This is a genomic window from Desulfoluna sp. HI9BLuna, from assembly GCF_056829775.1.
This window is the reverse complement of record NZ_CP186555.1, coordinates 4,358,986-4,384,544: the sequence shown is the minus strand read 5'-3', so window position 1 is coordinate 4,384,544 and position 25,559 is coordinate 4,358,986. Positions and strand designations below refer to the sequence as shown.

Below are 25,559 nucleotides of genomic sequence, written 5' to 3'. Positions count from 1 at the left end.
TGACAGGATGGGCCGACCAAGCCCCATCCTACGAGGATTACAATTGAGCTGATTAAGAAGTCAGCGCATTATCTTGTATGGCAAGGGTTACAACAGAAATAGCAGCCATCAACGTTTGAATAGGTCTTGCGTGCTTCGGCAACAGCATCATGGCAACTGGAGTGGTAGCCAAGTGATTTCCTGCTGCTTGGAAGGTACGAGCAGCCCTCTTTGTGAACTTCATGTTCACCTGTGGGTTGGGCATAATTATTGACATAGTAATTGTCCATGGTATTACCCTCCGCTTGATATTATTGTAGGTGTACTTCGCCAAAACAATTAACCAAAACTAATCATGAACAATGACCTGTCAAGTGTTCAATGGCTATAATTATTTAAAATACCACCATTTTTGTAATGCAACCCCTGTTCTAAACTGCCTTCACAGCTCTGTCATGAACTCTACCATGTCAAAGCCAGGGTCAACATCAAGCTTATCTTTGCTGCCCCTTGTCACCTGATTAACCAAAGCGTCACACCGTTCGTTTTCCCTGTGCCCCGCATGGCCCTTGACCCACTGGAACTTGACCTTACGCCCTTCAATCAGGTCAAGAAGTCTGGCCCAAAGATCCACGTTCATGGCTGGCTTGCCGTCTGACTTTTTCCAGCCTCTTCGCTTCCAGCTTTTGGCCCACCCCTTCATGATTCCATTGACGACATATTGTGAGTCCGTAGTGACAACAATAGGCCGCTTTACCGGGGTAGACTCCTTGACATGCTCAAGACCTTTAATGCAGCCCATCAGCTCCATCCGATTGTTAGTTGTCATCAGGTAGCCGCCTTTCAGCTCCAATACAAGCCCATTGTTCTTGATGACCACCCCGTAGCCACCTGTCCCCGGATTACCGATTGCCCCGCCATCAGAATAGATAAGCAGGGGATACCCCGTAGCGTCGGTTAGAGGGGGCTTTGTTGAGGCTTTGGTGGCCTTACCCTTGGCCGTACCATAAGACGGGCTTTTCATCCATTCTTCGGCCTCTTCGCGGGTCACGAAGCCCTTGAACATGGGACTCTCAAAGCCTGCCACTTGCTTCTGTGCTTCAGGCCAGCTTGTGTAAATGCCGGGAGTTCTGCCCACGGCGACTGCGTAGAAATTGTTCTTTGATTTTGCCAATGTGATTTTCTCCTTTAGAAACGCAGAAGGGCCACCCGAAGGCAGCCCTTTGTCTTTACGTAATGTTGTGTGGTTTACTCGTCTGGGCTTCCTATCAATGCATCCAGCACAATAGAGACGGTGTTGACGCAATCCAGAGCCATGCCTGATAGATATTCCCAAGTAACAGCCGTTCGATTCGTCTCAAAGGCATCTGACACATCGGCGAATTTACGGTGCTCCTTCGCTGTCTCGGCGTATTCTTTTGAAAGCCCCTTGAGGTGGTCCAAGTCGTCATAAAACACGTAAGCATCATCCCATGCTTGAATGGTCTCATAGGCCATAATATGGAGCGCATTTTTATAAAGACGTGTCGTTTGGTTGTATGCTTCCCTTGCGTCGTCATTCGTTAAGGAAACGACTCCATCCTCAAAGCCCTTAACCACCTGCTCTGGAAAGCCTGTTAAGGCTGAGACACGTGAAATGTCAGCGTCCAACAATTCCCGTGTGTGTCTGAACATTTCCCCTACATGATATGGTATGTCTATATCACTAATTGATATGCGGTTACAGAAGACGGCGTTTGCATGGAAGGCGTGATTTGCTTCTTGTCCTACGGTGTATTCAATAGCATGTGTTTTCGTCATTTTTATTTCTCCTTTAGAATGCATTGAGACGATTTCAGCCCCTTTCTGTTATTATCGTTTTGCGGTCATCATGAGGTGTCTATCAAGCAGGCGGTTCAGGTCTTGTTCTATTTCCTCGAAGGCTTCTTTGAGCCCTCTGTCTCTTGTATTTCCCAGAGGCAGGACCAAGCGTTTCCCCGGTGCCGTCTCTATTTCTATATTGCAGATTCTGACAGTGTTCATCATGCGGCCCTGACCTCCTTTATTCTCCCGGCAATTTCAAAGACTCTGTTCACTGCCTCCTCAAGTTCTGCCCTGAGCCGGGCGTCTTGAATCCCCTTTGACAAATAGGATTCCTGCCCTGTCCCTGAGTTCTCCACAAAGATTGAATCAATGTCGACGCCGGTCAGAGTTTCAAGTTCACGATGAGAGGTGGCAGTTGTGTCGATGATGTTTACGGTCTGCATTGTGCGGGTACTCCTTTGGTCAGTCGAGGGTAAAACAATCAAACAAACAACGAGGGAGAACATACACAAAACATCGAGGGGTGCCTAGGCGTTTTTACATAAAAGTGCAAAAAGATAGACGCAAGGGACTAATAATCCCTCGGGCGTACATTTTATTGTATTTTCAGCGGGGTACTTATGAAGGGGGCTTTGGGATGGTCACAGGTCATTGTTGTGACCATGGTGAAATAAGGTTGCAGAGGACGTGTGCGCTTTCGGGGAACGCTAAAAAGATACTCTCTGACATTGGTACCGCTTCAGCAGGGAGCAGAAGCAGGGGCGCTTTGCCCATCTCTCTCTTGTCACCCCTCAGAAACAACAAAACCCCAATCTGATATACAGACTGAGGCCACATTGTTTCTCTGAGATTTATGAGTGGGGTTTAGTATGGTTTCGGGTGGCGATTATTAAGGCTTCAACTTGAACCGGTAGCCTGGCAGCATGGCGGGATTCTCATGGAAGCACGGTGTGACACTCACGCAGCCTCTATAAAAGGCACCCATGAGTTCCGGGAGGCCTTCAACGAGTATACCGGTTGCCATCTGGTATTTGTCGCTGTCAGGAACCTTGAAGGTGTAGGGGACGGTCTGGTGTTTGGCCGTCGCCACAACATCCTCAAAGACCGTCATTGTCACCCGCCTGCCGAACAGCTTGTGCGCTTTGACCTTGGAGATATAACCGGCAGGGCATCCGTTATGCTCCAACTTGTGTTTCAGTTCTGCCACTTCTTCGACAGTCTCAGCGACTGCGGCCTGTGCTGCTGTGGCTGCTTCCTTGGCCTCTGCCGCTTTCTCCGATGTATCGAGAAGTAGCGCTTCCTGCCGTGCCATCTCTTGAGTGACACTCACTAATATTTCAATCTGGCTTTTAGGTTTGGGTGGGTTGCGTCTCTCTTCTTCCATCAAATTGAAGGCTTCGATGTATTTTTCCTTGAACTCGGCGGCTCTTTCGCCACGATATCCCATGACAAGGAACGTGAAGCCGTCACGGGTCATAGTGACCATGGGGTATGCTCGGCGGTTGCCCTTGACGGTAAAATTAGAAAGTCCAAAGTTGGACTCTCTAAAACCCTTTGAACAATCAAGCTCTTCGATATCTCGCAGTACATGCTTGTGCTCCTTCCCGAACACGTCAGCGACATTCAAAGAGGTGGTGACAGGCTTTCCGGTTTCTTCGTTGATGGTAATCAGGTGTTTCAATCTGTTCTCCTTTGTGCGTGTGATTTGATTTTAATGATTCTGTGATGGTGTGCTCGTGTTAGGCGGTGGCTCTCGTCCGTTCTTCCCATGACGGATACTGAGCGGTCAGCGGCATGTCATCCGTAGCGTCCAGCCGGGGCGCTTCTCGGAACGGTGCAGCTTTCAACAGGCTTTCCTCTTCGCTGACAATCCGAAACGGCGTCTTGCCTTTAATGAGGTGCATGTCCGTGTGAGCCGTGAGCAGGTCAAGCGCTCTCCTGATGATGACCGTCTTGGAGCACTTGAGGCCATACTGCCGCCGGTAGAATTCCCGCAGGTGCCCGACTTGAGCCAGAGCTTTAGGGTCAAGGCAGATGCCGTGGACAGCGCCGCCGGATGCTCGAAGGGCCTTCGGGGTTTGGGGTGAGTAGTTCATAACGATTCTCCTTTTGTGTTGGTGGCTGTGGTCTCTTGCAATTGACCAAAAATAAGAGGTGATAACTTTCTGTAGTTCTACTATGGGTCGATGGGACTGTGACCATTTACCCTCGGGACTTGGTTAGGTGAGATCTTTACGGCTCGATGTAGTGATTGACATTGTCACTTGCTCGCATTCTCAGTAGGTCTGGCAGTGACGCTGTTTAATAAGGATAGGGCGTCATGTCGGGCGGTCTCCTTCGTTGTGATGATTTTGGAATTGCAGCATGCGGCATCGGCAAAACCTTTTTGTAGGTTCTACTATGGGTCGGTGCTTTCTGGGTTTGTGCGGGGGTGCTATTGGATTTTAGAGGGTTTTGATATGGAGGTATGCGTTAGGGGCCAACGTTTGAAATTCGGGGAGTATGGTGGGTATTTGTCGGGGTGGGATGTTCCGAGGGTTCTCGGCCTTGCCTTCAGACCAGTAGGCGTTGAGAGCAGCCATACATTCTTTCTGGTACATGAGGACTTTCTTGCGGACATTGAGTTTCTTGATGAGATTCGTGTTGATACCACTAAGCCAACCATGTACTTGGTCAAGTGGTATACATAACATCTTGCGATTCTTACCATCTGCCCCAACCGTGTGGAGGTCCACACAGTTGAACTTTGGGTCTCCCTTCAGCTTGTCATGCTGCCCCTTCCAGTTCATGCCCATGCCCATGCAGATAGGTCGAGCAGCTACCCACTTGACGCCTTTGTCGTCCACGTTGGCAAGCAGTTCGGTTCCTTTAAATTCAATGATGGCAGTGGTGGTGTTGGTCTGGTGAGTGTTGCTGGACACGGTGTGGCATGATAACCAGACAGTGGACGCGACTTTTAAGTAACGGTAGGGTGGGTTTATTATTCATCCGTCTGGAGGTCCAGACAGTTGAGCTTAGGGGTAGCCTCCAGTTATGGCGTTATCACCACAACTGAACCTTTAAGAGATGGCAGGCTTTTACTTCAACCATGGCGATATCACCATCGTTGAACCGTTGGTGGTTGTTTGGGACCTACACCGTTATCATATAGCTACGTTGGTCTTCTCAATCTGGTGTAACCATATGGTCACAGCAGAACTCTGGGGCATCTTGAGATTATGTCCCTATGGACACAACTGAACCAGAGGTCGGGAGAAGTGGCCGTGCGTAACCATAGGGTTATGCGTCAGAGGGTCAAGAGGAGCTGAAGTAAGGACATCCAACCATTGCCTTGTAACAGTTGGAGCCACAGGAAGTGCTGAAGGATGGGCCTTCTGTGCTGCGGCCTGCATTTCCTGAAGCCTTGTCTACTGGGCAAACCAGTGTCGAAAAATACAGATACACACAAACAGAGGCCACGAGATATAGTGCGTACCATCCTCTCACGCCACCATATATAGCTTACATTCTTGAGGTAATGGGTAGACCCACCATCAAGACCACATGGCCTATCAGGAGGATCTACCCGCACACAAAGGAGAAGTAACAAACGAACGCTATCATATATCACGAAGAACCAGCCATACGGGCAGCTAATGGTCAAAAGGAGGGGGAGGACCGGCGGGAGCTGTGGCGGCTGTGATAGGGAGATAAGGAGGGAGGATGCTTTAAGGATGGCTTTAAGCTACTCTTTAAGAGGTACTTAAAGTGTACCTAAAGGTATTCTTAAAGTATACCTATAGCTATGCTGCCCCCTATACGGGGCGGTGTGTAGAATCAGGCACTTACGACGCTTTATTTGATGGTGGGACAGGCTCTACTTGAAAGGCTCCATTCCTGCCTAAAATTGACCTTCTGCCTTTACCTATACGGTCATACCGTCAAGCCTACGTTCGTTGAAATATGGGCCGTTCTCGTGGCTGCTTCAGGGGGAGGGCCGTAACTCCTGCCACAGGTTCAGCTCCAGGAATCAACCAGCCGTCCCCCGGTTCCATGTAGAGTACATACCGGAGCCGCTGTTACACCTACAGGCTATCGCTCCCGGCCCTCGCTCACAGCCTGTCAAAAAGGTATACCTTCTTAACACCCCTCGAACCCATGTCATAAAGGTCTCATTTTGAGTTGTTGACACTGATTCTAAAAAGGTCTAAGACAATGATTACACATTTTCTGACACACGCTGGAAGGAGCCCCACCATGAGAGTCTACGCCTACACCCGAGTTTCAACCCTCGACCAATCCACCGACATGCAGCATGCAGCCATTAAGGCCAAATACCCCGACGCCATCTTTTGGGAAGAGAAGACCAGTGGCACCACAAGGAAAGGCCGTGTGCAGCTTGAGGGCGCTTTGAAGTCGATACAGGAGGGTGACAAGCTGGTGGTCTGGAAACTCGACCGCTTGGCCCGTGACCTGAATGACCTGACCGCCATCGTTAAAGAGCTGGAGGACAAGGGCGCTGCACTGGAGATCCTCGACCAATCCATTGACACGTCGACAGCAGCAGGCAAGGCCTTCCTCCAGATGCTTGGGGTCTTTGCAGAGTTTGAAACGAACCTGCGGAAGGAGCGGCAGCTTGAGGGCATCAAGAACGCCAAGGAAGCCGGGAAGCACTTGGGACGCAAGCCAAGCCTCACGGATGAGCAGAAGCAGGCCATCAGGGGTGAGAGAGAAGCGCTCAACCCCACTCAGCTTGCCAAGAAGTACGGTGTCTCACGGGCCACCATCTACAATGTCCTGAAGGGATGAGACCCACACACCAGCCCCGCAGGTCCTACCCTCAGAGCCTGTGGTGTTGACGGCAAGGGATGGGCTGGGGACAACGGAAGGTAGGAAGAGAGGATGGCAGGGAGCAAAGCTTTTTCATTAAAGAAGCAGTTCGAGGAGGGGCCACGGGGGATGCAGGGAGGAGAAACACTACGATATATACTCTCACATTTTGCTGTCATTATTTACTGGTCAGCCATAAGGCAGCGTTCTTGCAGTGGGCGTGGCGCTTGCAATTGATTAGGATAAAGAGTTGACATCACATGAAAGATACTTAGCATTATTACCAATACAGGGTAAGGAATGTCACTTAGGCCACACATAACATTCAAATCTAAACCCCTGACAAGAGGTCTTTATATGAACAAGCAGGTAGTGAACGAGACAGAATACATTGAAAAGCTCTGTAGCAAATTGAAAGACCATCCATATTATGAAGAAGGCTGGGAAATATTCGGTGTGCCACAGGGTTCTTCTGGCTCTGGTCTAAGCGGTTACGACTGGAATGGTCCAGATTCTATGCGTGGAGTATTGGCAGAAGTGGTTAGTGAAGTCAGGAAAGAATACGAGTTACGTGTGAGTTAGAGGGGATAAATATAGCCTGTAGTTTCACCTAAGTGGCTAACGAAATAGAAGGGGGTGTTCCAGTGTAATTAATGGAGTATCCCCTTTCTTATTTCCCCTCAGAGCCTGTGGTGTTGACGCCAAGGGATGGACTGGGGACAGGGAAAGGCAGATAAGGATGAATGCAGGGAGCAACGTTTTTTCATAAGGAAGCAGGCCGAGGCGGGGCAGAGGGGGGACGCAGCGTGTAAAACACAATACGATATGCCCTCTCACATTTTTCTGCCAGAATATCAGAGCGAGGTTGCTTGGTGGGGCACACCAAATGGCTGTCTACGTGAAATCTACTGAGCGATGCAGGGGAAGGGACACCAGAATTCACAGAGGGCGCAATCCTGCTTGACGGAGGGGCCAGGTTCAGGGTACTAATTTCGTCACTGGCAGAAGCACAGCGCTCGAAAGCCTTGGTATTCGTAGGTCTTGACTCGTCTCCGACCTCCGGTACCATAAGAATGCCAATACGATCCGCAGCATCTCAGGATGCTGTGGATTTTGTGTTTTAGGGCTTGGGATAACATTAGTGCCTTTCAAATAAATCCACACATTGGGCAACTCATCTAGGGTGCCTTTATACGACCCTGCTTTTTGGCCATGGTGACATTCTCCTTCCAGGAGGTTAATACCACAGCCAGGTCCACAGATAAATTTACACTCTCACGTCTTAATATTCTCATCATTGATAATTCAGCATTTGATATATATAGTTATCCGAAAAATGCTTGTCTACGGCAAAAAGCTGAGATTATTCCTCCACATTTAGTATTACAAACAGATTGAAAATCAGGAGAAAGAAGACATGACAGGTTTCGGACTTAAGGTCCTTGAATGTGACAAGACATCACACGCCGCCGCAATGGGAATCAACAAGGATGATTACATTATTTCTTTTAACGGTGAAATCATAAGCAATATTGAGTCATTAAAAGAAAAAATATCTACCAACGCAGATACAGACATCGTATATGAAATAATTAGAGACAACGAAAAACTTCAGATTAACGGAAAATCCAAACCACTTGGTGTAATACTTCAAAAACAACCCTTAAACCCCATTAAAACAGATCAAGCCACAGAAAAATTTGCACCAGAATATAAAACGGCACAAAACGTTTCAGAATTCATGTCAGGCATAGGCTGGATTGTTGCAGCGCTTGGCGGGATAGGGGCTTTTGTCTCTTTTTTTAGCGGGGTAATGCTTAGCATAATACCATGCCTTGGCCTATCTGTTTCCGGATTTTTTCTTGTTGCAGCTGGACAAATTACGCGGGCAACCGTTGACAATGCCAATAGCACACGAGAGATTCTTAGCATTCTGAAAGAAAAAGCATAATCCCAACGTCAAGATCTACCGAGCGTAACCACAATGTATGAGGCCCCAAAAATCCTGAGACCGCTATTTTTATAGGGCATGGCGGTTAAGTTAAAAACACAATCGGTTCAATTCCGGCCCCCGGCACCACTAAATAAAAAATACTTCAAAAGCCTTATGCGAAAGCGTAAGGCTTTATTTGTTTGATCTCACCTTATGCCCCCGGCAGGGCCGCCGGAGGCATTATTCTACTGAGCAATCACGCTCTCACGCATCTTGCCACTGGACGGCCTCGTCCGAGACAAAACGGATAAACTCCTTCATGGCGGGTGTCAGCCATTTGTCTTTGTGATACGCGATTTTCAGCTCAACGGGGTTGTGGGATTCCCAGGGGACATGTTTCAGCTCTCCGCGTGCCAGCTCGTCCTTGATCACAATGGTGGGCAAAAACGAGACGCCGATATCGCAGAGCACGTACTTTTTGATCACCTCCACGCTGGCGGTTTCGATGACGTTGTCGGTTTGTATCCCCTTCTCTTCCAATAACCGCTGAAACACCTTCCGGTAGTTGCATCCCTTTTCCGTGTAGAGAATGACGTGTCTCTCTGAAGACACGAGGTCGTCTGCCGGATACTGCCTGGGAAGGACGATGCTCATGGGTTCTTTGAGCAGCAGCTTTTTTGCGAGGTCGGGCTCCTCCACGTCCTGTTCCAAGAGCAACCCCAGGTCCAGGTCGCCCTCCTTGAGGGCGCGGCGCATCACCGGGCACAAGGCGTTCTGCATGATGATCTCCACCTTGGGGTATTGCGCTTTGTAGCGCTGCAAAACGGGCGAAAGCCGATAGAGCATGGTGGATTCGGGAACGCCGATGCGAATGGAGCCCGAGGGCTCGTCTGTGTCATTTTTCAAGTTGCAGATGTCCTCGTAGCCGGCCAGCAGCACCAGGGCGTGGCGGTATACTTCAGCCCCAAAGGCGTTGAGCACTACCCGTTTGCCGATTCGATCGAAGACGGGTTGATCGTAATAGTCCTCAATGGCTTTCACATGGGAGGTGATGGAAGACTGGGCATAGTTCAGGGCCCGGGCGGCGTTGATAAAACTGCCCTGCTCTACGATGGCCTTCAGGGTCTGGAAATGTCGGATGTCCATGGGTCCCCCCTGTAGAATGTCGGAATAAAAAAGAGCCCCTATCCTTATCGGTTTTTCCGAACGTTTCAAGCGAAACATTCGTTTTTGAAGATGCAGTGCCCTTTGGTAAGGTGGCGCCACTTTTTTTGCGAAAGGAGGCGACATGCCAAAGGAAAAAATGGGACCGCTGCAGCTGAGCGGGTTGATCACCGGAGCGGTGCTGGGGTCGGGAATTATACTGCTGCCCCCCATGGCCCAGGCAAGCCTGGGAAGCTGGTCGGTCACGGCCTGGCTCATCATGATGGCTCTGGGGGCTGTGTTTGCCGGGCTCTTTGCCAAAATGGCCCTGCACTATCCCGGCTCGGAGGGCGTGCCCATCGCCGTGCGAAAGGCCTTTGGGCAACGGGCCGGACACCTGACCTCCCTCTATATGATGTGCGCGGTCTGTGTGGGGCCCGTTGCGGTGCTCATGACCGCAGCCGATGCCATGGCGCGCACCTTTGGGTGGCCCCCCGATTCCATGCCCGGCCTTTCCGCAGGGATGCTCCTTCTCTGCATGGTCCTGTTGATGAGACGGATCTCGGTTCTGGGGGGCGTGGCCCTTTCGGCCAGCCTGTGCATCGGCGTCATCCTCACAGCAGGAAGCGTTGTAACCATTGCCAAAACCCCGATGGCACCGTGGCCGAATACTCCGTGCGATCTCTCCGCCATGGGGCGTACGCTGCTGGTTCTTTTCTGGGCCGTCGTCGGATGGGAGGTGGTCGGCAACTACACCATGGACGTGAAAAACCCCAAACGAACGATTCCTCAAGCGACAATGATGGGGGTGGCGGGAATAAGCGGAATCTATCTTTTGGTGGCGTGGGCCGTGTTTACGTCATCAGCGAATCACCCTGTGGGAGAGAACGGCACCATGGTATCGGTGGCCCAGGTGATACGGCCTCTTTTCGGGGTATCTGCCGAGGCCGTGGTCATGGTCGTGACATCCCTCCTCTGCATCTGCACGGTGCTTCTCATCGTTGGCGGGGTATCAAGGCTTGTGGCCACCCTGGCCCGGGAGGGGCACATGCCGGGGTGGCTTTCCCGGTGCAATAAAAACGGGGTACCGGTGGCCGCTTTGGCCACCCTTTCCTGTTTTCATGGGGCGGATCTCCTTTTGCTCCATTTTAAATGGGTCTCTCTGGAACAACTCGTGGCGGTGGCAAACGTCTTTTTCCTGGCCAACTCCCTCATGGCCGTCGCAGCGGCCATTCGCCTTTTCCCTTCCATGGCGCTGCGCGTTCCCTGCCTCTTCCTTTTCACAGGGTTCATCGCCTTGCTCTGCTTCTCAGCGATATTGCCCCTCATGGGACTGGCAGCCATCACGGTCTGTGTCGTATGCAACCATCCAGGCCCAAGGGTGAAAAACGATGCCTCCGTCGGCGAGGTGAGCCAACTCGAAAGCTGATCGCCCTTGATTTTGATAAACCTGAATCGTAACACCCCATCAACCATGGTTTGCTGCAGCAACCTTGCAGCCAAACCCAATCAAGACACTGCCAACCACTTTTTCGATCACACTCTTTGAATGTTGGAACCGTTGCAACAAGATGGGATGGCTTAAAAAAACCGCCACGCCGGTGAACCACGCAACATGAGACAATGAGATGATCAACCCGTAAACAAGTTGCATCCATATCGGTGTTTCAGGATTGACGACCTGTGTAAAAATACTCAGGAAAAAAATAGTGGTCTTGGGGTTCAGGGCATTTGTAACAAAACCGATTTTAAAGGCGGCCCCGTTAGACAATGCATTTCCAGCAGAAGGCTCATCCATGTCTATCAGGTCTTTTGCTGTAAACGTCTTCCAACCCATGTAGATTAAATAGGCTGCGCCAACGTACTTGAGAACAGAAAACAGCACAATGGACCGTGAAATGATGAGGGCCAACCCGGCAATGGAATACGCCACATGAATCCAGATGGCACAGCCGACCCCAAGGGCCGATAAAATACCTGCAGAGCGGCTGTGAAAGATACTGTTTCTTGTCACCATGACGAAATCTGCGCCCGGGCTTATGGCCATGAACATAGCAATAACGCTCACCGAAATAAGTTCCGACAAATATGGCAGGGTTTCAATGCTTGCCATGTTCATAGTGCCTCCTGTTGATACAATCGTGCCTGAATAGATAAAGAGGGCACATGGGCCCCCTTTGGGTGATTTGGATTGGTATTGTAACCCAATCAACGTGGATATAATCACCAATTATTATGTCTTTATCAGGATAATTCAGGTATTATTACCGCCATGGATATCATTGACAGGAAAATTTTGCATGAGCTCAGACTCAATGCAAAAGTCACACATGCAGAGCTGGCAGATCGTGTGGGGCTCTCTGTTTCAAGTTGCCAGAGGCGCGTCAAGGCATTGGAAGAAAGGGGGGTTATCACCGGGTACCAGGCCGTGATAAACCCGGAAGCCCTTTCCGAAGGGCTGGTGATCATCGTTGGGTTGACGTTGGAGAGCCATACCCGGGAGGCACTCCATGACTTCCAGAAAGCCCTGGCCAAGGCCCCCGAAGTCAAGGAGATCTACCACCTCGCCGGCCAGTTCGATTTCTTCGCAAAGGTGGCGGTGAAAGATATCAACGCCTATGAAGACTTCCACCTCGATACCCTGGCCACCATTCCGGGCCTGGAACGGATCCATTCGTTCATGGTCATGTCCACGTTAAAAGGGCCTTAGTAAAGTTCCCGCCCTCCTGTATTCAGAAATCGCCTCCCCTCGTCCCCCCCCCACAACACCTGCAGCAAGTAAAAAAAAGGTCGCGGCGATATTTCGTTACGCAATCTTGCTCCGGAGCCCTTCCATGGTGCCCATACAGACTGACTGCGCCCGGCCAGACGGCCCGGAATGGCAGGTCTTATGGTTTTTCTCGGGATAAACGGGGCGTGGGCCTTTTCCATCGACTTTGAAAACGGGGTCGATGGCATTGAAGGGATCGAGTTTTTAGATTTTTCGGGCAATGCGCCCATGTATGGCGACAGTCGCAAGGGGTATAACACCACCTCGGACGATCTTGGGTATGGGCATGGCTCCTTTCACCACAACGGCAATATGTGGTTGTGGGCCGGCAGCGGAGCAGATGCCCGGGGCGTCAAGGTCGATTTTGCCAACGACAACGGCACCTGGTTCCAAACCGGCTACAGCTCCATGTCCGAGTTTTACATTGATGCCTACCTGACGGACGGGACCATGGTCACCGCCAAGGGCAACTCAAACACCGGCGGCCCCATGGATTTCTTGCGAATCGACGCAACAGACGGTACCTTCATCGATTATGTCGTTCTGCATGACAGCGGAAACATGTGGCTGGTGGACGACATGAGCGGCGATGCCTCACTGGGGGCAAGCCCTGTGCCTGGGCCTTCCACCATGCTTCTCCTGGGCTTCGGTCTTTGCGGCATCGCCGGGTTTCGCAGGAAAAAAAACCATAAGCACTAAGCCATAAGGCCGGACCATCGATGGGTTGGCAATTCAACACCGATGCTCCGGCATATCAGTCATTGACAACACGATCCGCAGCATCTCAGGATGCTGCGGATTTTTTGTCCTGAAGCCCTTCCCCCCCAAGACAGGATGCGGCCACCAGACCGTAAACATCAGACACGGAAATGTCTTTCATGCAGCGGTTGTCGCGGCAGGCTTTCATGGCCTCGGTTTTGTAGCAGGGACTGCAGGGCAGGTTGGCCGAAATGATGTGCACGGTGTTGAACGGTCCCTGGTAGGGAGCGGTTTCACAGGCGGGCGTGGGACCGATAAGGGTAAACACCTCGGTGCCCGTGGCGGAGGCTATGTGGGCCGTTCCCGTGTCCGTGGCAACGAGCCCCACAGCCCCGTCGATCACCCCCACCAGGTCCACCACGGGTGTTTTGCCCACCAGATCCGCAACGCCTGCGGGAAAGGGCCTCAGTCGGTTAAAAAAATCGTCCTCGCCGCGGTTTCCCACAACCACCACCTGAATGTCCCGACTCAGGGCATCAATCAGTTCCGCCCATGAGTCCTGCTCCCAGGCACGATGATTGACGTTTTTTTTGTGGTGATGGGAGTTGCTGGGGCTCACCACGAGATACCGATGGTCCAGTCCGTAAGTTGCTTTCACCTCCTCAACCGGGGTACCCACCAGAGAAGGCAAAGCGCGCCAGAGATGTTCGTCGTCGATGACATCACTGAAGATGCGTTTTAAGGCGTCCACCATGTGGATTCCCTTTGGGAAATGGGACTCCGTGCTGTGGAACCCCACCTTTGTCCCGGCACGAATCTTCTGCACCAACCCTTTGAACTGCTTTCCGCTGCCGAAATTTATGAGGAGATCGTAAGGGACCTCCCGGGAGGAGTTGACGACGTCGCGCTTTGCCGGATGGAGCCACACCGGCCATTTACAATGGTTCACCTCAAAAACCTTGTTCACCCGTTTATCCAAAAAAAACAGGGCCCCGGGCCCGGACTTGCACACATAATCAATGCAGGTCCCCGGGCCGAACTGACGGGCCACCGCATCAATGACGCTGGTGGAACAGATCAAATCCCCAAGAGCACCGCATTGGATTACAAGAACGGTCTTCACACGCATTCGCCCTCCTCAAACTGGTCGTGGTGGCATTTTCTCAAAAGACAAAAATCAATTCCCGAAAAGATAACCGCTACGTACGACAGGCAACAAAAAGAGCTATTTCAGTTCGTAACACTACACACCCGCCGCACAGGCGGCAAGCCCCAAGTGAACCAACTCAAAAAACGACACCTGATTCCGTTGTGCTTGCGGCGGGTGTTTTTTTGAACGCCGCAGCACCATTCCGGTTACACGGCCTGCCCGTCCTCTTCTTTGCTCTGATGAGGGGGTATGATATCATTGAGCATCCAAGACACCGACAAATCATTTTTTCAGGAACCATCCGGCGTACCGCCCTTGGATATCCGTGCCATGCATCTGAAGCCACTGCCGACCGTTATCCCCCCTCCGTATTCGTCCTCAAGGCTCAGGTGGGCACACCATCCCCATCAAAAGCGAGGTTGCCATGAAACTGCAGGACAAACTGCACGCGTTAAAACAAGAGTTTGAGGCAAGCGCCCCCAAAGAGGCGTTGGAGATCATGCACCAGGCCACCCGGGACCTGGCGGCCTCCGATCTGTTGGACCGCATCCCCAAGGCGGGTATGCAGGCCCCTGCCTTTACCCTGTCCGATACCGCGGGACAGCCCGTGGACAGTCGAGACCTCCTGGCCCGGGGGCCCCTTGTGGTCACCTTTTACCGTGGAGCCTGGTGACCGTACTGCAATCTGGAGCTGGAAGCTCTGCAGGAAATCGTCCCGGCCCTGACCTCCCTGGGAGCCTCCCTGGTGGCTGTCTCCCCCCAGCAGGCAAAATTTTCCAAACCCCTGGCCAAGAAACTCGGGCTTACCTTCCCCATCCTGGCCGATCCCCAAAACACGGTGGCTTCGGCCTTTGGGCTGGTGCACAGGCTGCCCCTTCCGCTCAGAGACATTTACCTGGGGTTCGGCATCGACGTGCCGCGGTTCAACGGCGATGACTCCTGGGAACTGCCCATTCCGGCCCGGTTCATCCTGGACCCCAGCGGAAAGATCCTCAGCGCAGAAGCCCACCCGGACTACACCAGGCGTCCCGATCCCAGGGAGGTGATTTCCATCGTCTCCCCTGACGACTAGCCCGGATAGTTCACGAGATTACGTTGGGACACAACGCGGGGGCACAGGCTGCAGCACCCCCGGGAGGAACACCATGAAACGACGTGTAGAGACCCTGCTCTGGGGACAGCCCATCACCGAGGGCGCGGGAGTCCGCCTTCACAGGGCCTTCGGATTCCTTGAAGCCCCCATGTTCGATCCGTTCCTGCTCCTGGACGACTTCCGGTCGGACAACCCTGAGGATTACACAAAGGGATTTCCCTGGCACCCCCACCGAGGTATCGAGACCATCACCTATGTGCTCAAAGGGGACGTGGAACACGGGGACAGCCTGGGAAACAGCGGCGTCATTTCAGATGGCGACGTACAGTGGATGACCGCCGGGTCCGGCATCATCCATCAGGAGATGCCCCAGGGAGACGCCAGCGGTGCCATGCACGGATTCCAGCTCTGGACCAACCTGCCCGCCTCCTACAAGATGATGCCACCCAGGTACCGTGAGTTCACGGCCGCCCGGATCCCCGAGACCCGGACCTCCGAAGGGTGCCGCGTCAAGGTCATCGCCGGGACCGCCGCAGGCATCTCAGGGCCGGTGACCGATGTGGTGACGGCACCGCTTTACATTGACTGCACCGTCCCCCGGGGTGCCTCATTCAGGCATGAGTCTCCCCAGGGCCACACAGCGCTGGTCTACGGCATTGAAGGAGCGGGGCGCATCGCAGGTACCGAGGTCCCGAGCCGACACCTGGCCCACCTCTCCCCCGGCACGGACATTGAGGTGGAGGCACCGGACGAACCGTTCCGGTTCCTTCTCTTCACGGGCTGCCCCATCGGGGAGCCCGTGGCCTGGAAAGGCCCCATCGTCATGAACACACAGGAAGAGCTGGACCTGGCCTTTCTCGAATACCGTAGCGGAACCTTCGTCAAGTTGTAAGCCAGGATGGAATGGGGTTACAGTGGCTGCACCGAGCTGTTTGCCTCCGGCGGGGTCCCCGGCCAGGAGAGGGTAAACCGGGCCCCGCCCAGGGGAGAATCGTCCACCGTCACCGTGCCCTTATGGGCCACGGCAATACGCTTGACGATGGAGAGCCCCAGGCCATAGCCCCCGGATTTCCTGTTGCGGCTGGTGTCCAGGCGGGCAAAGGGCTCGAAGATACGGACACGGTGGACTTCCGCAATGCCGGGGCCATCGTCGTCCACCAGAATGCGCACCATGCGATCCGTATTCACCACGGTGACACTCACCCGCGACGCGGCATGGCCCATGGCGTTTCGAATAAGGTTTCGCACGGCCCAGGCCATGTACTGGGGGTCGAACCACGACTCCAGGGAAACCTCCGGTGCCGCCAGCTCAAGCCGTACCCCGTCGTTGGACTCCTCACAGGCAACGAGATAACGCAGCCAGGCGACCATGTCATGGGCCTCCGGCTCCACCCGACCGGTTTCCCGGTCGAACCGGGCGTAGGTCAGCATCTCCTCCACCAGGGTCTCGATCTCTCCCACATCCCGTTCGATGCCGGAAAAGTAACGGTTCTGCTCCTCCTGCGTCTTGCCGGTCTTCACCATCTCCATGCCGAAACGGATCCGGGACAACGGGGTCCGCAGCTCATGGGAGACAGCGTTGGTCAGCTCCTTATGGGAGGCGATGAGGTTTTCGATGCGGTCGGCCATGGCGTTGAAGGTGAGCTTCAGGTGGGCCAGGCTTGAAAACCGGGAGGCCCTGGCCCGTGACGAGAAATCCCCCCGTCCGAAGGTCCGGGCCGCCTCTTCCAGTCTGGACAGATCCCGCCAGAGAAACAGCGACCAGACAAAAACAGGGATGGCAAGAATCACAAAAGCCACCACCACCATAAGAGACTCGATAAGCCTGATGTTCTCGGGCTCAGGCAACGGCCCCATGCACAGGCTGTACTGGCTGCCCGGGATCTTCTGCACCAGAATCTCCACATCTTCGTTGCCCGGAACGATCTGCCCCTCGTCGTATGCCCCTCGATAGGCTTCGGGCAGGCGGACGGTTTTGTTTCGTTCCAGGGTGATGGGGTAATCAAAGGATTGGTTCAGCTCGTTAAGGAACCCCTGCCAGGAACTCTCGGGCATGGAGATAAGGTCTGCGACGATCAGGGAAAAAATCCCCCGGAACTCGGAGCGTTCCTCCTCGACTTCGGCCCCCTTCATCAAATGGTCGGCAATGGGGGTCAGCCCAAGGGCAATGGCGAGCAGAGAACAGACAATGAGCGCGTAGATGGTAAAGAAGATTCGTTTCACGGCAGCGGGCCTCCGTCCCCGCAGGTGGCACCATCAGCTTAGGGAGTCTTCCCCCCAGGCGTCCGTCACGAAAAGATACCCGCTTCCCCACACCGTCTTGATGCGCTCCGGCTTTTCGGGGTTTTCTTCCAGCTTTCGTCGCAACCGGGAGATGCAGATGTCGATGGACCGATCGATGCCGTCGTATTCCCGCCCTTTGAGTTCCCGGCTCAGGTCATCCCGGCTGAGGGTCTCCCCCCCGTGGGACGCAAGGACCCGGAGGGTATCAAACTCCGTGGTGGAGAGCTTCACGTCCTGCCCGCAAAAGCTTACCGTCCGTGTACTCAGGTTAATCTCCAGCTCGCCAAAACGAAGATCCTTTGGGACGCCCTTTGTCTCGGCCGAAGGGGGCGCCCCTTCGTACCTCCGGAACAGGGCGCGGATCCGTGCCAGGAGCACCCGGGGCTCCACCGGCTTCTTCACATAATCGTCGGCCCCCATCTCCAGGCCCGCCACCTGGTCCATGTCGTCTTCCCGTGCCGTGAGCATCAAAATAGGCCCCGGGTAGAGGGGCCTCACCTCGCGGCAGACGGACAGGCCGTCCAGCCCGGGAAGCATCAGGTCGAGAATGACCAGGTCCGGCTGCGACGATGCGATGACGGAAACCGCCTCGTCACCGGCATGCACCTGGGTTACCGTGTACCCGTTCTGTCCGAGGTACTCACTGATCAACCCCGCCAGGGGAAGGTCGTCCTCCACGAGCAGCACCTCTTTGGCCCCCATTGTCCTCACATTGTCCTCCTTGACATCATCCAAAAAAAACCTTTCGAAACCTCGTCTGTTGTGGGTCGAATCCAGCCCGCGCATGCTTACATCATCACTTATAGGGGATCAGGTCAAGGCGCGCCGGGGCTGATGCCTGCCTTGTACCCTCTGAGTCTATCATACGGAGCCGGCGCCGGGGTGCACCTTTCCCGCGATCTCGGCAAGGCAGTCGATGAGAATCCAGGCCATGACCATGGTCACCACGGTGTGGCTCAGGAAATGGGCGCCTTTCATCATCTGGTAGCCCCCCATCACCCAGCCCAGGGCCACCCCCGCCCCCAGCCCGGCCATCTTTCGCCGCCTGTCGCCAAACAGACGGGCCAGGGCCATGAGGGCAAAGCCCCCGGAGGCGTGGCCCGCCGGAAAACAGCGACCGAAATCACAGCGGATGCAGGCCTCCGGATAGGGTTCAAAGAGTTTCACGTAGGGCCTGTCCCCTCCGTAACGCTCGATCTGGGACGGACAATAGATGTTGGTCACATCCTTCATGGTGGCGATGGTCAGGGGGACCACGATAAGTGAGAGTATCACCGTCAACCACCGCTGCCTGACCCCGGGGCGTTCTTTGGCCACTCTGTTTTTCGTTCGAAAGGAGAGGCCGTACCGTGCCAGCAGGATCACCCCGAAGGCGATGATCATCCCCTTGATCCCTGTATAAAAAAGAAGGCGCGGGACAACGGCGTTGCGGTCCACCAGCCATGAGTCGGTCTCGAAATTGAACAGGCTGTCCTGGACCCAAAGGTCCAGGTCGGTCATTTCAAACAGGGCCAGGACCGCCACGAGCACCGCCGCACCCAGGGAAATGCGTCTTAGGAATCCCATTCCTGCTCCCCTGTGATACGCCGGGTCAACCCGTTTTTGTATAGCCAGGAGGCGGACTGATAGAAACTGATGGCGTCGGTGAGATCAGAGTCGCCAATGGCCGCACGCACCTGCTGTTTCGTCACCCGGTCGTACACATAGGCCTCGGTGCCCCCTTTGGGAAGCAGCACCGTAAGGCGATCCCCTTTCAGGTACCCCAGCTTCTGGTAGGTTCCCACAAAGGCGCGCTCCTCCTCGGGCTTCATGGCCAGGATGTCCTTGCCCAAAAACTTGCTGTCGTAATCCCAGTTCAACAAGGATAGAAGGGTCGGGGCCACGTCGATCTGGGAGCAGAGCTTGCTGACCCGCGCAGGTTCGATGGTCCTGGGGCTGTAAAGAATCAGGGGGATTTCATACTTGCGAAGGGGCAGGCTGGTCTTCCCGGCGCTGCTGCCGCAATGGTCTGCCACAAAGACAAAGAGGGTGTCGTCGAACCAGGGCCTCTTGCGGGCCGCCTTCATGAACTCACCCACGGCGTAATCCGTGTACTTCACCCCGCCTGCGCGCCCCGTCTTCACCGGAATGTCGATCTTGCCCTCCGGATAGGTGTAGGGCCGGTGGTTGGAGGTGGTAAAGACAAAATTCATAAAGGGCTTGCCCGCGGCGTAAGAGGCATCGGCCTCTTTGAGGGAGCGGCTGAACAGGTCCCCGTCGCAGACGCCCCAGACATTGGCAAAGGTTTTCTCCTCCTTGGACATATCGGTGCGGTCCACAACCGAGAACCCGTTGTTGGCGTAGTAGTAGTTCATGTTGTCGAAATAGCCGTACCCGCCGTAGATCCACTTGGTGTCGTAGCCCCTTTCTTTAAAGAGGTACCCCAAAGAGAACATGCCCTCGTTGCCGGGGCGCTTGACGATGCTGCGGCCCGCCGTGGGCACCGTGGACAGGGTCAGGGCCTCCAGACCCCTTACCGACCGGGTGCCCGTGGCGTAGAGGTTGTCGAAGAAAAGCCCCTCCCGCGCCAGCCTGTCCAGATTCGGGGTCAGCCCCGCCCGGTTGCCGAAGATGCCCATGTACTCTGCGCTCATGCTCTCGATGGTCACAAGCATGATATTAAGCCGTTTTTCATCCCCGGGGTTGACCACCCTGCGGGTGATATCCTCGAGGGATTCGCTCAGATACTCCGCATTGTCGGTGGCCACCAGCTTCCGCAGGCGGGCGAGCATCTCGGTGGTGTCCTGCTGCTCGTAAAAACTGGCGTAATCCAGGTCATTGTTTCGAAAGGCCGCAAAGAGCTCGTACACCCCGTTTTTTGCCAGCTCGTTGTTAAAAGTGTTCTCCGAAACACGGACCCTGGAGCTGTCCACCCCCAGAAAGCAGACCACCGGCACCATGAGGCACATGAACCCTGTTGCCGCACGCTGACGGAACGGGCACGGCGCCGCAAGAGCCCCCTTGAAAGCCCGGCTGCGGGCACAGAAAAAATAGATGAGTCCCGAGGGCACCAACAGGCCTGCCAGCATGGGATATACCGGGTAGGACTCCATGATGTTGCCGATGACCTCGGTGGTGTACACCAGGTAATCCACGGCAATAAAGTTAAAACGCTTGCCGAACTCATCCCAGAAGAGCCATTCCGCCACCACCCCGTAGCAAAGGATATAGACACCCACAAAGAAAAAGAGGTGGACCACGGGCCGGTGAAACCGGTTCCGAAACACCCGGTCCGGAACGACCACGAAGTAGAGGACGACGGGAATGATAAAATAAAAGGCGGTGATGCCGTCAAAAACCAGGCCCACCCCGTAGATGGCAACCAGCTGGTGAAACCCGAAGTCCACCTGGGAGGCGGAAAGGGTCATGAGAATCGTCCGGGTCACGGCGTTGACCCCGAGAAAAACTCCGATGAAGAGGCCGAGCAGAGAAAAACGGTCGATGAACAAAGAGCGAACCCCTTGCCTCATCCGCTGAAACAACCCGGAACCATGGGGTGGCGTCTGATTTTGTACAGAAGGATAATCGTTCATTTTTTGTGGCCTATGCGTCGTATGGAAGGTGTTTGGGAACACAAGCGATGCACGACTGTTTCCAAGGAGCCCCCTGCCGCCTTCAGCCGGTCGGTCATGCTGACGCATGACCACCCGGGCAGGGGCACGCTCCTTTGAAACGGTCATTCAACCCGATTTCTTCGGGTGTGTTCGCTGCAGGGACACCATGACGGATCAGGCCCTTTATGTCTGTTGGGGAAGTGTAACGGTCTGTTGCAAGCTGTGTGGCGGAACCGGTGGCAAGGGAATCCCCACAGGCCAAGGGCCCCTTTTCACCGGCGGTTCGGCGTTTGTAGCAAAATGTACAGCTGGATCCCTCGCCCTTGAAATCAGCCCGGCCCCGGGCTACAGTCACCACACGATCCCGTGTTTCCCGAACCGAACCACCCACGAAAGGACCTTTGAAAGGCAAGCGCCATGACAAAAACAACACTCACCATCCCCGTCTCCGGCATTCACCTCAAAGCCGTGCTCCACATGCCAGACGCCGAGAACCCTCCGGTTGTCATCGGTTCCCACGGCCTCCTCTCCACCAAGGAGTCGGGGAAACAGCTTATCCTGGCCCGCTGCTGCAACGACTTTGGCGCCGCCTACCTGAGACTGGACCACCGGGGGTGCGGTGAAAGCGAGGGTCGATTCCTCGACACCACCCTCACCACCCGGGTGGAAGACCTCCTGGCCGCGGCCGAGGTCCTCCGGCACATGGGCCTTGCCGACAACGGCCTGGCCCTTTTCGGAAGCAGCATGGGCGGGGCCACCTGCCTGGCCGCCTGGGAGCACCTCGCAGGCCGCGGCTTTCCCCTCAAGGCCATGGTGAGCCTGGCCGCACCGGTCAACGGCACGGGAATCACCGAGGCGGCCATATCCGCCCAGCAGGAGCTCCACGATGTGCCCCTCTCTTACTACAAGGAGAACATGGGCTTTGACATCACCGACGGCCTTTCCGGTATCCACCACATTCTCGTGGTTCACGGGGACTGCGACGAAATCGTCCCCGTGGACAACGCCCACAAAATCATGGCCGAAGCCGGAAACCCCAAGGAGCTCATCATCAACCCCGGCGGCGACCACCGCATGAGCGACGCCGACCACCAGGCCCGCTTCTTTCCCCGTGCCACTGCCTGGCTGAAAGCAGCGCTCCTGGAAACCTGAAGCAAAAGGCTTAGACATGATGATCAAACGCATTCTACAGGCAGCGAAAACCAATGAGCACGGGCATGAGATGCTCTCCGAGGCGGAGGCCGGAATAATAGCCGATGAGGTGGGGCTGGCCGTGGGGAAGGTTTACGAGGCGGCCCTGGAGGCGGGCATCTGGCCAGAGCGCTATGTGCGCAATGCGGGGAGTTTTACCTGCGGCGAGCAGAAGCAGCTCATGGGCAAGGTGGTTGCTGTTGCGGGGTGCGGCGGGCTTGGGGGGTACATCGCTCAGTTCCTGGCCCGCATGGGGGTGGGAAGGCTCCTGCTCTTCGACCCCGATGTGTTCGAGGCCAGCAACCTGAACCGCCAGGTGTTTGCCACCGGGGAGACCCTGGGTTCAGGAAAAGCAGAGGCGGCCCGGGCAGCCCTGGCCGCCGTCAACCCCTCGGTCTCGGTGACGGCCCACAGGCTCGACGTCACGGGCGACGAAGCCCGCCCCCATCTCACCGGCGCAGCCCTCATGGCCGACGGCCTGGACACCCTGGGGGACCGGGCCAGACTCTCGGAGCTGGCCCGTGGCCTGGGCATCCCCATGGTCCACGCCACCATCTCCGGGTTTGAGGCACGGGTCATGGTCCTCTGGCCCCATGGTCCCTCCTTTGGCGATCTCTTCGGGGCCGAGGCCGAATCCACAGCCGAGGCCGTTCTGGGCACTCCGGCCGTCACCCCTGCGGTGGCAGCGGGCCTTCAATGCACTCAGATTATAGGGGCTCTTCTGGGTCACATCTCTTCGGACCAGGCCACCATGGTGCACATGGACCTGATGTCCATGCGCTCCGAGGTGTTTCACTTCTGATCCGGCCCCGACCGGTTGACGGTGCGGGCAGGGCCGAAACCCATTAAAAGGTACAGAAAAGAGCGGTGCTCAGATCAAAAAGGGTGATCTCGTCCGTGGAGCCCAGCCCACGGCTGAACCCTGCCCCGCAGGTCAGCCCCAAATGATCCGTAAGGGGCACATCCACCCCCACCCCGAACCGGGCCACACCGCCTGTGCGGGAATCATCGGCTCCGGCGGCCACCTCGTCGGCCTCCAGCTTGAGAACCCCGATGCCTGCGGCAATGTACCCGGTGCTGTTGTCGCCCATGGAAGAGAGGTACCGCGCTCCTAAGGTAAGCATGGAGACCGAGGCATCTCCGCGGGTCAGGTCGTTGTCCACCTCAAAATCAGAGGTCACGGCGCCGTAGATGTCCAGGTCCACGGACGGTGCCACACGGTACCCGACGTTGAGGTACCCTCCGGCACCGGCTTCCTGGCTCATGGAGTCGTAAAACAGGCTCGGGCCTGCGGAAATTCGAAAAGTGTGTCCCTCAGCGGCAAAGGCGCTCTGGCCCAGCAGCATGAGGACGGCTGTCATTGCAACAATCATTCGTTTCATCTTTAACATCCTTTAAACGTATCCAACCCCGTCAACGGGGTTTGTTGTCCGCTTGTGTCATCCCCGGGCAACATGCTCCGGGAACCTGTCTAAACAATCCCGCCCGTGCGGGAGCCTGAATACCGTCCTGCGGTGGTTCCGGGCGGTGGCGTCACCGCCGGAAATGCCGGGCACCGTGCCATCACGGCGGGTGGTCGATCCAGGCGTATATCGAATCCGAAAAAGAGTGGGCCTCCACGTTTTCACCTCTCCTGCCCTGCATGCGCTGTCCGGTCTGGCTCCGGCCCTCCGGAACTGTGAACTCACGCATTCTGGACACTCGTAAAAAAAGGCAATTTGTCAACTGCATTCAAGCTAACAATGAACTCCGGAAAATCAAGCGGTGCAGTCATACAACACGTCACAATCGACTGCAATAACAATACGCTGTACTGCTACAAAGAACAGCGTACAGGACATTGTACACGCGCCCCGATCCCTGTTAGGAAACACGGCCTGCACACGTTCCTTTGCCGGGAGAGCAACGCCCCGTAAGTCAAAAACCGGCCTCTCCTCCCGTCGCTGTGTCGCCCTCGCCAACGGACGAATGCCGAGGCGCCCCAGCGGCTTTAAAGCCCGCCTTTTTCCTGCCATGCGTTTTCCATAAACCGGGGTTTGCTGTTGCGAGCCGATGCAACGGCGTAGTATCATGGATCATTGATTCAAGGTAACACGTCCCGTCCATGTCGCTGCCATGCAGCCCATGCCGGACACTCTCCTTTCCGGGACTCCGCTTTCCCCTGCGCTCCTGCTTTTCATGCTGGCCTCGTCCCTTTGACGCCTCCCTCTCCTGCCCCCGCTGCCCGCAGGTCCTTGCCCCGACTTTTCTCGCCCCTGCGATACCGCAGGCACGACCGGGACCGGTACATCTTGCGCAACGGCCCTGTGCAACGGGCCCCCGTCAAACCCTATCCAAAGGATACGGCTCATGAGACGAATTACCCTTTTATCCGCAGCCATTCTGGTGATGCTGGGGTCCACGGCCCTGGCAGAGAGCGGGCCTTCATTGAGGATATCCGCAGGCCCCACCATGCTCTTTGACCCATCAACCCAGGAGGCGGGCTTAGGCGGCCACGTGACCCTGGGGTACCAGGTGGCATCTGCCTGGGAAATTGAGCTCTACGGCGCAACCAGCGACCACTTTGAGATGGAAAACAACCTGACAAGGGGAGATGCCTCTATTTCCCTGGTGACCCTGGGCGGGCGCTACCTCTCCTCCTTCAGCGGAAAAACCAGGGGCTTTATCGCCTTTGGGGCCGGGGTCATGGAAATTGAAGCCGAGGACGCGCCCTCCGGGGAGGACGACACCCAAAGCGGCGGAATCGGGCGGTTCGGGGTCGGCATCGACCACGCCTTCATCCCCAATCTGGGGGTCACCTTCGGCGCCGGGTTCAACCGGGGCTTCGGGGATACGGACGAGGTGGTTCTCTACGACCTGACCTTTTCTGTTTTCTGCGCGTTTTAAGCCACCGGCCGGCTGACGCCCTCGACATGAACACCCTCTGACCCAGGAAGGCCCGACCGTGTCCCCCCACGGCCGGGCCTGATACACCTTTCTGCCCTCGCTATCAAATGCGGGAGCGCTGCCAGGGCACCCTTGCGCCTAAATAGTTCATATGCTAAACATACTTCTTTTCCTATACATCCCCCGAGCCAGCCCCTCGTTCGTGCGCCCTGTCGCACAACCCGGTG

Annotated in this window: 28 protein-coding genes; 12 read left to right on the top strand and 16 right to left on the bottom strand. The window is 55.3% G+C overall.

Annotated elements, in window-relative coordinates; genetic code table 11:
- Window positions 1–52: 52 nt before the first annotated feature.
- The 8 genes from ACOYW0_RS17805 to ACOYW0_RS17770 form a co-directional block, all read right to left on the bottom strand.
- Entirely contained in the window at window positions 53–223 is a 171-nt protein-coding gene (locus ACOYW0_RS17805) for a hypothetical protein (protein ID WP_482415153.1), read from the bottom strand.
- A 198-nt stretch (window positions 224–421) separates the two neighbouring features.
- On the bottom strand, window positions 422–1,153 hold the full coding sequence (rnhA, locus tag ACOYW0_RS17800; RefSeq protein WP_482415152.1) for a ribonuclease HI: 732 nt from the start codon (window positions 1,151–1,153) through the stop codon (window positions 422–424).
- Between the two features lie 74 nt (window positions 1,154–1,227).
- Window positions 1,228–1,779, bottom strand: coding sequence for a hypothetical protein (locus ACOYW0_RS17795; RefSeq protein WP_482415151.1), 552 nt, complete (start codon window positions 1,777–1,779; stop codon window positions 1,228–1,230).
- A 51-nt stretch (window positions 1,780–1,830) separates the two neighbouring features.
- Window positions 1,831–2,004 (bottom strand): hypothetical protein, encoded by a 174-nt coding sequence (locus ACOYW0_RS17790; protein ID WP_482415150.1) that lies wholly within the window; start codon window positions 2,002–2,004, stop codon window positions 1,831–1,833.
- Window positions 2,001–2,225 carry a hypothetical protein gene (locus ACOYW0_RS17785; RefSeq protein WP_482415149.1) on the bottom strand — a complete coding sequence of 75 codons (225 nt, stop codon included), beginning with the start codon at window positions 2,223–2,225 and terminating at the stop codon, window positions 2,001–2,003. The genes ACOYW0_RS17790 and ACOYW0_RS17785 overlap by 4 nt, the downstream gene beginning before the upstream one ends.
- Window positions 2,226–2,671: 446 nt before the next feature.
- Window positions 2,672–3,463 carry a Rha family transcriptional regulator gene (locus tag ACOYW0_RS17780; protein ID WP_482415148.1) on the bottom strand — a complete coding sequence of 264 codons (792 nt, stop codon included), beginning with the start codon at window positions 3,461–3,463 and terminating at the stop codon, window positions 2,672–2,674.
- 58 nt (window positions 3,464–3,521) lie between these two features.
- A complete protein-coding gene (locus ACOYW0_RS17775) occupies window positions 3,522–3,878 on the bottom strand; it encodes a hypothetical protein (RefSeq protein ID WP_482415147.1) in 357 nt (118 codons plus the stop codon).
- A 348-nt stretch (window positions 3,879–4,226) separates the two neighbouring features.
- Window positions 4,227–4,703, bottom strand: a complete 477-nt coding sequence (locus ACOYW0_RS17770; RefSeq protein WP_482415146.1) for a phage antirepressor N-terminal domain-containing protein — start codon at window positions 4,701–4,703, stop codon at window positions 4,227–4,229.
- Window positions 4,704–6,018: 1,315 nt separating this feature from the next.
- On the opposite strand from ACOYW0_RS17770, the gene ACOYW0_RS17765 reads away from it, so the two are divergent.
- The 3 genes from ACOYW0_RS17765 to ACOYW0_RS17755 all read left to right on the top strand — a co-directional run bounded on the left by ACOYW0_RS17765 (window position 6,019) and on the right by ACOYW0_RS17755 (window position 8,542).
- Window positions 6,019–6,570: a recombinase family protein gene (locus ACOYW0_RS17765; protein WP_482415145.1), complete on the top strand. Its 552-nt coding sequence runs from the start codon at window positions 6,019–6,021 to the stop codon at window positions 6,568–6,570.
- 378 nt (window positions 6,571–6,948) lie between these two features.
- Window positions 6,949–7,173, top strand: a complete 225-nt coding sequence (locus ACOYW0_RS17760; protein WP_482415144.1) for a hypothetical protein — start codon at window positions 6,949–6,951, stop codon at window positions 7,171–7,173.
- An 835-nt stretch (window positions 7,174–8,008) separates the two neighbouring features.
- The gene (locus ACOYW0_RS17755; RefSeq protein ID WP_482415143.1) at window positions 8,009–8,542 is read left to right on the top strand and encodes a hypothetical protein; all 534 of its coding nucleotides are present in this window, start codon (window positions 8,009–8,011) and stop codon (window positions 8,540–8,542) included.
- A gap of 246 nt (window positions 8,543–8,788) precedes the next feature.
- Here ACOYW0_RS17755 and ACOYW0_RS17750 read toward each other — a convergent pair whose 3' ends face one another.
- On the bottom strand, window positions 8,789–9,670 hold the full coding sequence (locus ACOYW0_RS17750) for a LysR family transcriptional regulator (RefSeq protein ID WP_482415142.1): 882 nt from the start codon (window positions 9,668–9,670) through the stop codon (window positions 8,789–8,791).
- 142 nt (window positions 9,671–9,812) lie between these two features.
- On the opposite strand from ACOYW0_RS17750, the gene ACOYW0_RS17745 reads away from it, so the two are divergent.
- Window positions 9,813–11,096 carry an APC family permease gene (locus ACOYW0_RS17745; RefSeq protein WP_482415141.1) on the top strand — a complete coding sequence of 428 codons (1,284 nt, stop codon included), beginning with the start codon at window positions 9,813–9,815 and terminating at the stop codon, window positions 11,094–11,096.
- 39 nt (window positions 11,097–11,135) lie between these two features.
- Here ACOYW0_RS17745 and ACOYW0_RS17740 read toward each other — a convergent pair whose 3' ends face one another.
- Window positions 11,136–11,786: a LysE family transporter gene (locus tag ACOYW0_RS17740; protein WP_482415140.1), complete on the bottom strand. Its 651-nt coding sequence runs from the start codon at window positions 11,784–11,786 to the stop codon at window positions 11,136–11,138.
- Window positions 11,787–11,939: 153 nt separating this feature from the next.
- Between ACOYW0_RS17740 and ACOYW0_RS17735 the strand changes: the two genes are divergently transcribed.
- Together ACOYW0_RS17735 and ACOYW0_RS17730 are read left to right on the top strand one after the other, a co-directional pair.
- Window positions 11,940–12,377: an Lrp/AsnC family transcriptional regulator gene (locus tag ACOYW0_RS17735; RefSeq protein WP_482415139.1), complete on the top strand. Its 438-nt coding sequence runs from the start codon at window positions 11,940–11,942 to the stop codon at window positions 12,375–12,377.
- 168 nt (window positions 12,378–12,545) lie between these two features.
- Window positions 12,546–13,136: a PEP-CTERM sorting domain-containing protein gene (locus tag ACOYW0_RS17730; RefSeq protein ID WP_482415138.1), complete on the top strand. Its 591-nt coding sequence runs from the start codon at window positions 12,546–12,548 to the stop codon at window positions 13,134–13,136.
- 85 nt (window positions 13,137–13,221) lie between these two features.
- Here the strand turns inward: ACOYW0_RS17730 and ACOYW0_RS17725 are convergent, their stop codons facing one another.
- Window positions 13,222–14,265 carry a glycosyltransferase family 9 protein gene (locus ACOYW0_RS17725; protein WP_482415137.1) on the bottom strand — a complete coding sequence of 348 codons (1,044 nt, stop codon included), beginning with the start codon at window positions 14,263–14,265 and terminating at the stop codon, window positions 13,222–13,224.
- 445 nt (window positions 14,266–14,710) lie between these two features.
- Here ACOYW0_RS17725 and ACOYW0_RS17720 point away from each other — a divergent pair, with 445 nt between their 5' ends.
- The 3 genes from ACOYW0_RS17720 (at window position 14,711) to ACOYW0_RS17710 (ending at window position 16,271) form a co-directional block, all read left to right on the top strand.
- The gene (locus ACOYW0_RS17720) at window positions 14,711–14,959 is read left to right on the top strand and encodes a hypothetical protein (protein ID WP_482415136.1); all 249 of its coding nucleotides are present in this window, start codon (window positions 14,711–14,713) and stop codon (window positions 14,957–14,959) included.
- A 12-nt stretch (window positions 14,960–14,971) separates the two neighbouring features.
- Window positions 14,972–15,358, top strand: coding sequence for a peroxiredoxin-like family protein (locus ACOYW0_RS17715; RefSeq protein WP_482418843.1), 387 nt, complete (start codon window positions 14,972–14,974; stop codon window positions 15,356–15,358).
- Window positions 15,359–15,431: 73 nt separating this feature from the next.
- A complete protein-coding gene (locus ACOYW0_RS17710; protein WP_482415135.1) occupies window positions 15,432–16,271 on the top strand; it encodes a pirin family protein in 840 nt (279 codons plus the stop codon).
- Between the two features lie 17 nt (window positions 16,272–16,288).
- Here the strand turns inward: ACOYW0_RS17710 and ACOYW0_RS17705 are convergent, their stop codons facing one another.
- The 4 genes from ACOYW0_RS17705 to ACOYW0_RS17690 form a co-directional block, all read right to left on the bottom strand.
- A complete protein-coding gene (locus ACOYW0_RS17705) occupies window positions 16,289–17,602 on the bottom strand; it encodes an ATP-binding protein (RefSeq protein ID WP_482415134.1) in 1,314 nt (437 codons plus the stop codon).
- A gap of 33 nt (window positions 17,603–17,635) precedes the next feature.
- Window positions 17,636–18,364: a response regulator gene (locus ACOYW0_RS17700; RefSeq protein ID WP_482418842.1), complete on the bottom strand. Its 729-nt coding sequence runs from the start codon at window positions 18,362–18,364 to the stop codon at window positions 17,636–17,638.
- Between the two features lie 159 nt (window positions 18,365–18,523).
- Window positions 18,524–19,228, bottom strand: coding sequence for a phosphatase PAP2 family protein (locus ACOYW0_RS17695; protein WP_482415133.1), 705 nt, complete (start codon window positions 19,226–19,228; stop codon window positions 18,524–18,526).
- The gene (locus tag ACOYW0_RS17690; protein WP_482415132.1) at window positions 19,216–21,150 is read right to left on the bottom strand and encodes an LTA synthase family protein; all 1,935 of its coding nucleotides are present in this window, start codon (window positions 21,148–21,150) and stop codon (window positions 19,216–19,218) included. Before ACOYW0_RS17690 ends, ACOYW0_RS17695 begins: the two co-directional genes overlap by 13 nt.
- A gap of 522 nt (window positions 21,151–21,672) precedes the next feature.
- Between ACOYW0_RS17690 and ACOYW0_RS17685 the strand changes: the two genes are divergently transcribed.
- On the top strand, window positions 21,673–22,407 hold the full coding sequence (locus tag ACOYW0_RS17685; protein WP_482415131.1) for an alpha/beta hydrolase: 735 nt from the start codon (window positions 21,673–21,675) through the stop codon (window positions 22,405–22,407).
- A 16-nt stretch (window positions 22,408–22,423) separates the two neighbouring features.
- Window positions 22,424–23,248: a HesA/MoeB/ThiF family protein gene (locus ACOYW0_RS17680; RefSeq protein WP_482415130.1), complete on the top strand. Its 825-nt coding sequence runs from the start codon at window positions 22,424–22,426 to the stop codon at window positions 23,246–23,248.
- Window positions 23,249–23,291: 43 nt separating this feature from the next.
- On the opposite strand, the gene ACOYW0_RS17675 is transcribed toward ACOYW0_RS17680, so the two are convergent.
- Window positions 23,292–23,828: an outer membrane beta-barrel protein gene (locus ACOYW0_RS17675; protein WP_482415129.1), complete on the bottom strand. Its 537-nt coding sequence runs from the start codon at window positions 23,826–23,828 to the stop codon at window positions 23,292–23,294.
- A gap of 967 nt (window positions 23,829–24,795) precedes the next feature.
- Between ACOYW0_RS17675 and ACOYW0_RS17670 the strand changes: the two genes are divergently transcribed.
- Window positions 24,796–25,332 (top strand): outer membrane beta-barrel protein, encoded by a 537-nt coding sequence (locus ACOYW0_RS17670; RefSeq protein ID WP_482415128.1) that lies wholly within the window; start codon window positions 24,796–24,798, stop codon window positions 25,330–25,332.
- Window positions 25,333–25,559: the final 227 nt, after the last annotated feature.

Coding starts and splice junctions, on each gene's coding strand:
- ACOYW0_RS17805 (WP_482415153.1), bottom strand. CDS start 223: ATGAAGTTCACAAAGAGGGCTGCTCGTACCTTCCAAGCAGCAGGAAAT.
- ACOYW0_RS17795 (WP_482415151.1), bottom strand. CDS start 1,779: ATGACGAAAACACATGCTATTGAATACACCGTAGGACAAGAAGCAAAT.
- ACOYW0_RS17790 (WP_482415150.1), bottom strand. CDS start 2,004: ATGATGAACACTGTCAGAATCTGCAATATAGAAATAGAGACGGCACCG.
- ACOYW0_RS17785 (WP_482415149.1), bottom strand. CDS start 2,225: ATGCAGACCGTAAACATCATCGACACAACTGCCACCTCTCATCGTGAA.
- ACOYW0_RS17775 (WP_482415147.1), bottom strand. CDS start 3,878: ATGAACTACTCACCCCAAACCCCGAAGGCCCTTCGAGCATCCGGCGGC.
- ACOYW0_RS17765 (WP_482415145.1), top strand. CDS start 6,019: ATGAGAGTCTACGCCTACACCCGAGTTTCAACCCTCGACCAATCCACC.
- ACOYW0_RS17760 (WP_482415144.1), top strand. CDS start 6,949: ATGAACAAGCAGGTAGTGAACGAGACAGAATACATTGAAAAGCTCTGT.
- ACOYW0_RS17755 (WP_482415143.1), top strand. CDS start 8,009: ATGACAGGTTTCGGACTTAAGGTCCTTGAATGTGACAAGACATCACAC.
- ACOYW0_RS17750 (WP_482415142.1), bottom strand. CDS start 9,670: ATGGACATCCGACATTTCCAGACCCTGAAGGCCATCGTAGAGCAGGGC.
- ACOYW0_RS17745 (WP_482415141.1), top strand. CDS start 9,813: ATGCCAAAGGAAAAAATGGGACCGCTGCAGCTGAGCGGGTTGATCACC.
- ACOYW0_RS17740 (WP_482415140.1), bottom strand. CDS start 11,786: ATGAACATGGCAAGCATTGAAACCCTGCCATATTTGTCGGAACTTATT.
- ACOYW0_RS17735 (WP_482415139.1), top strand. CDS start 11,940: ATGGATATCATTGACAGGAAAATTTTGCATGAGCTCAGACTCAATGCA.
- ACOYW0_RS17730 (WP_482415138.1), top strand. CDS start 12,546: ATGGCAGGTCTTATGGTTTTTCTCGGGATAAACGGGGCGTGGGCCTTT.
- ACOYW0_RS17725 (WP_482415137.1), bottom strand. CDS start 14,265: ATGCGTGTGAAGACCGTTCTTGTAATCCAATGCGGTGCTCTTGGGGAT.
- ACOYW0_RS17720 (WP_482415136.1), top strand. CDS start 14,711: ATGAAACTGCAGGACAAACTGCACGCGTTAAAACAAGAGTTTGAGGCA.
- ACOYW0_RS17710 (WP_482415135.1), top strand. CDS start 15,432: ATGAAACGACGTGTAGAGACCCTGCTCTGGGGACAGCCCATCACCGAG.
- ACOYW0_RS17700 (WP_482418842.1), bottom strand. CDS start 18,364: ATGGGGGCCAAAGAGGTGCTGCTCGTGGAGGACGACCTTCCCCTGGCG.
- ACOYW0_RS17695 (WP_482415133.1), bottom strand. CDS start 19,228: ATGGGATTCCTAAGACGCATTTCCCTGGGTGCGGCGGTGCTCGTGGCG.
- ACOYW0_RS17685 (WP_482415131.1), top strand. CDS start 21,673: ATGACAAAAACAACACTCACCATCCCCGTCTCCGGCATTCACCTCAAA.
- ACOYW0_RS17680 (WP_482415130.1), top strand. CDS start 22,424: ATGATGATCAAACGCATTCTACAGGCAGCGAAAACCAATGAGCACGGG.
- ACOYW0_RS17675 (WP_482415129.1), bottom strand. CDS start 23,828: ATGAAACGAATGATTGTTGCAATGACAGCCGTCCTCATGCTGCTGGGC.
- ACOYW0_RS17670 (WP_482415128.1), top strand. CDS start 24,796: ATGAGACGAATTACCCTTTTATCCGCAGCCATTCTGGTGATGCTGGGG.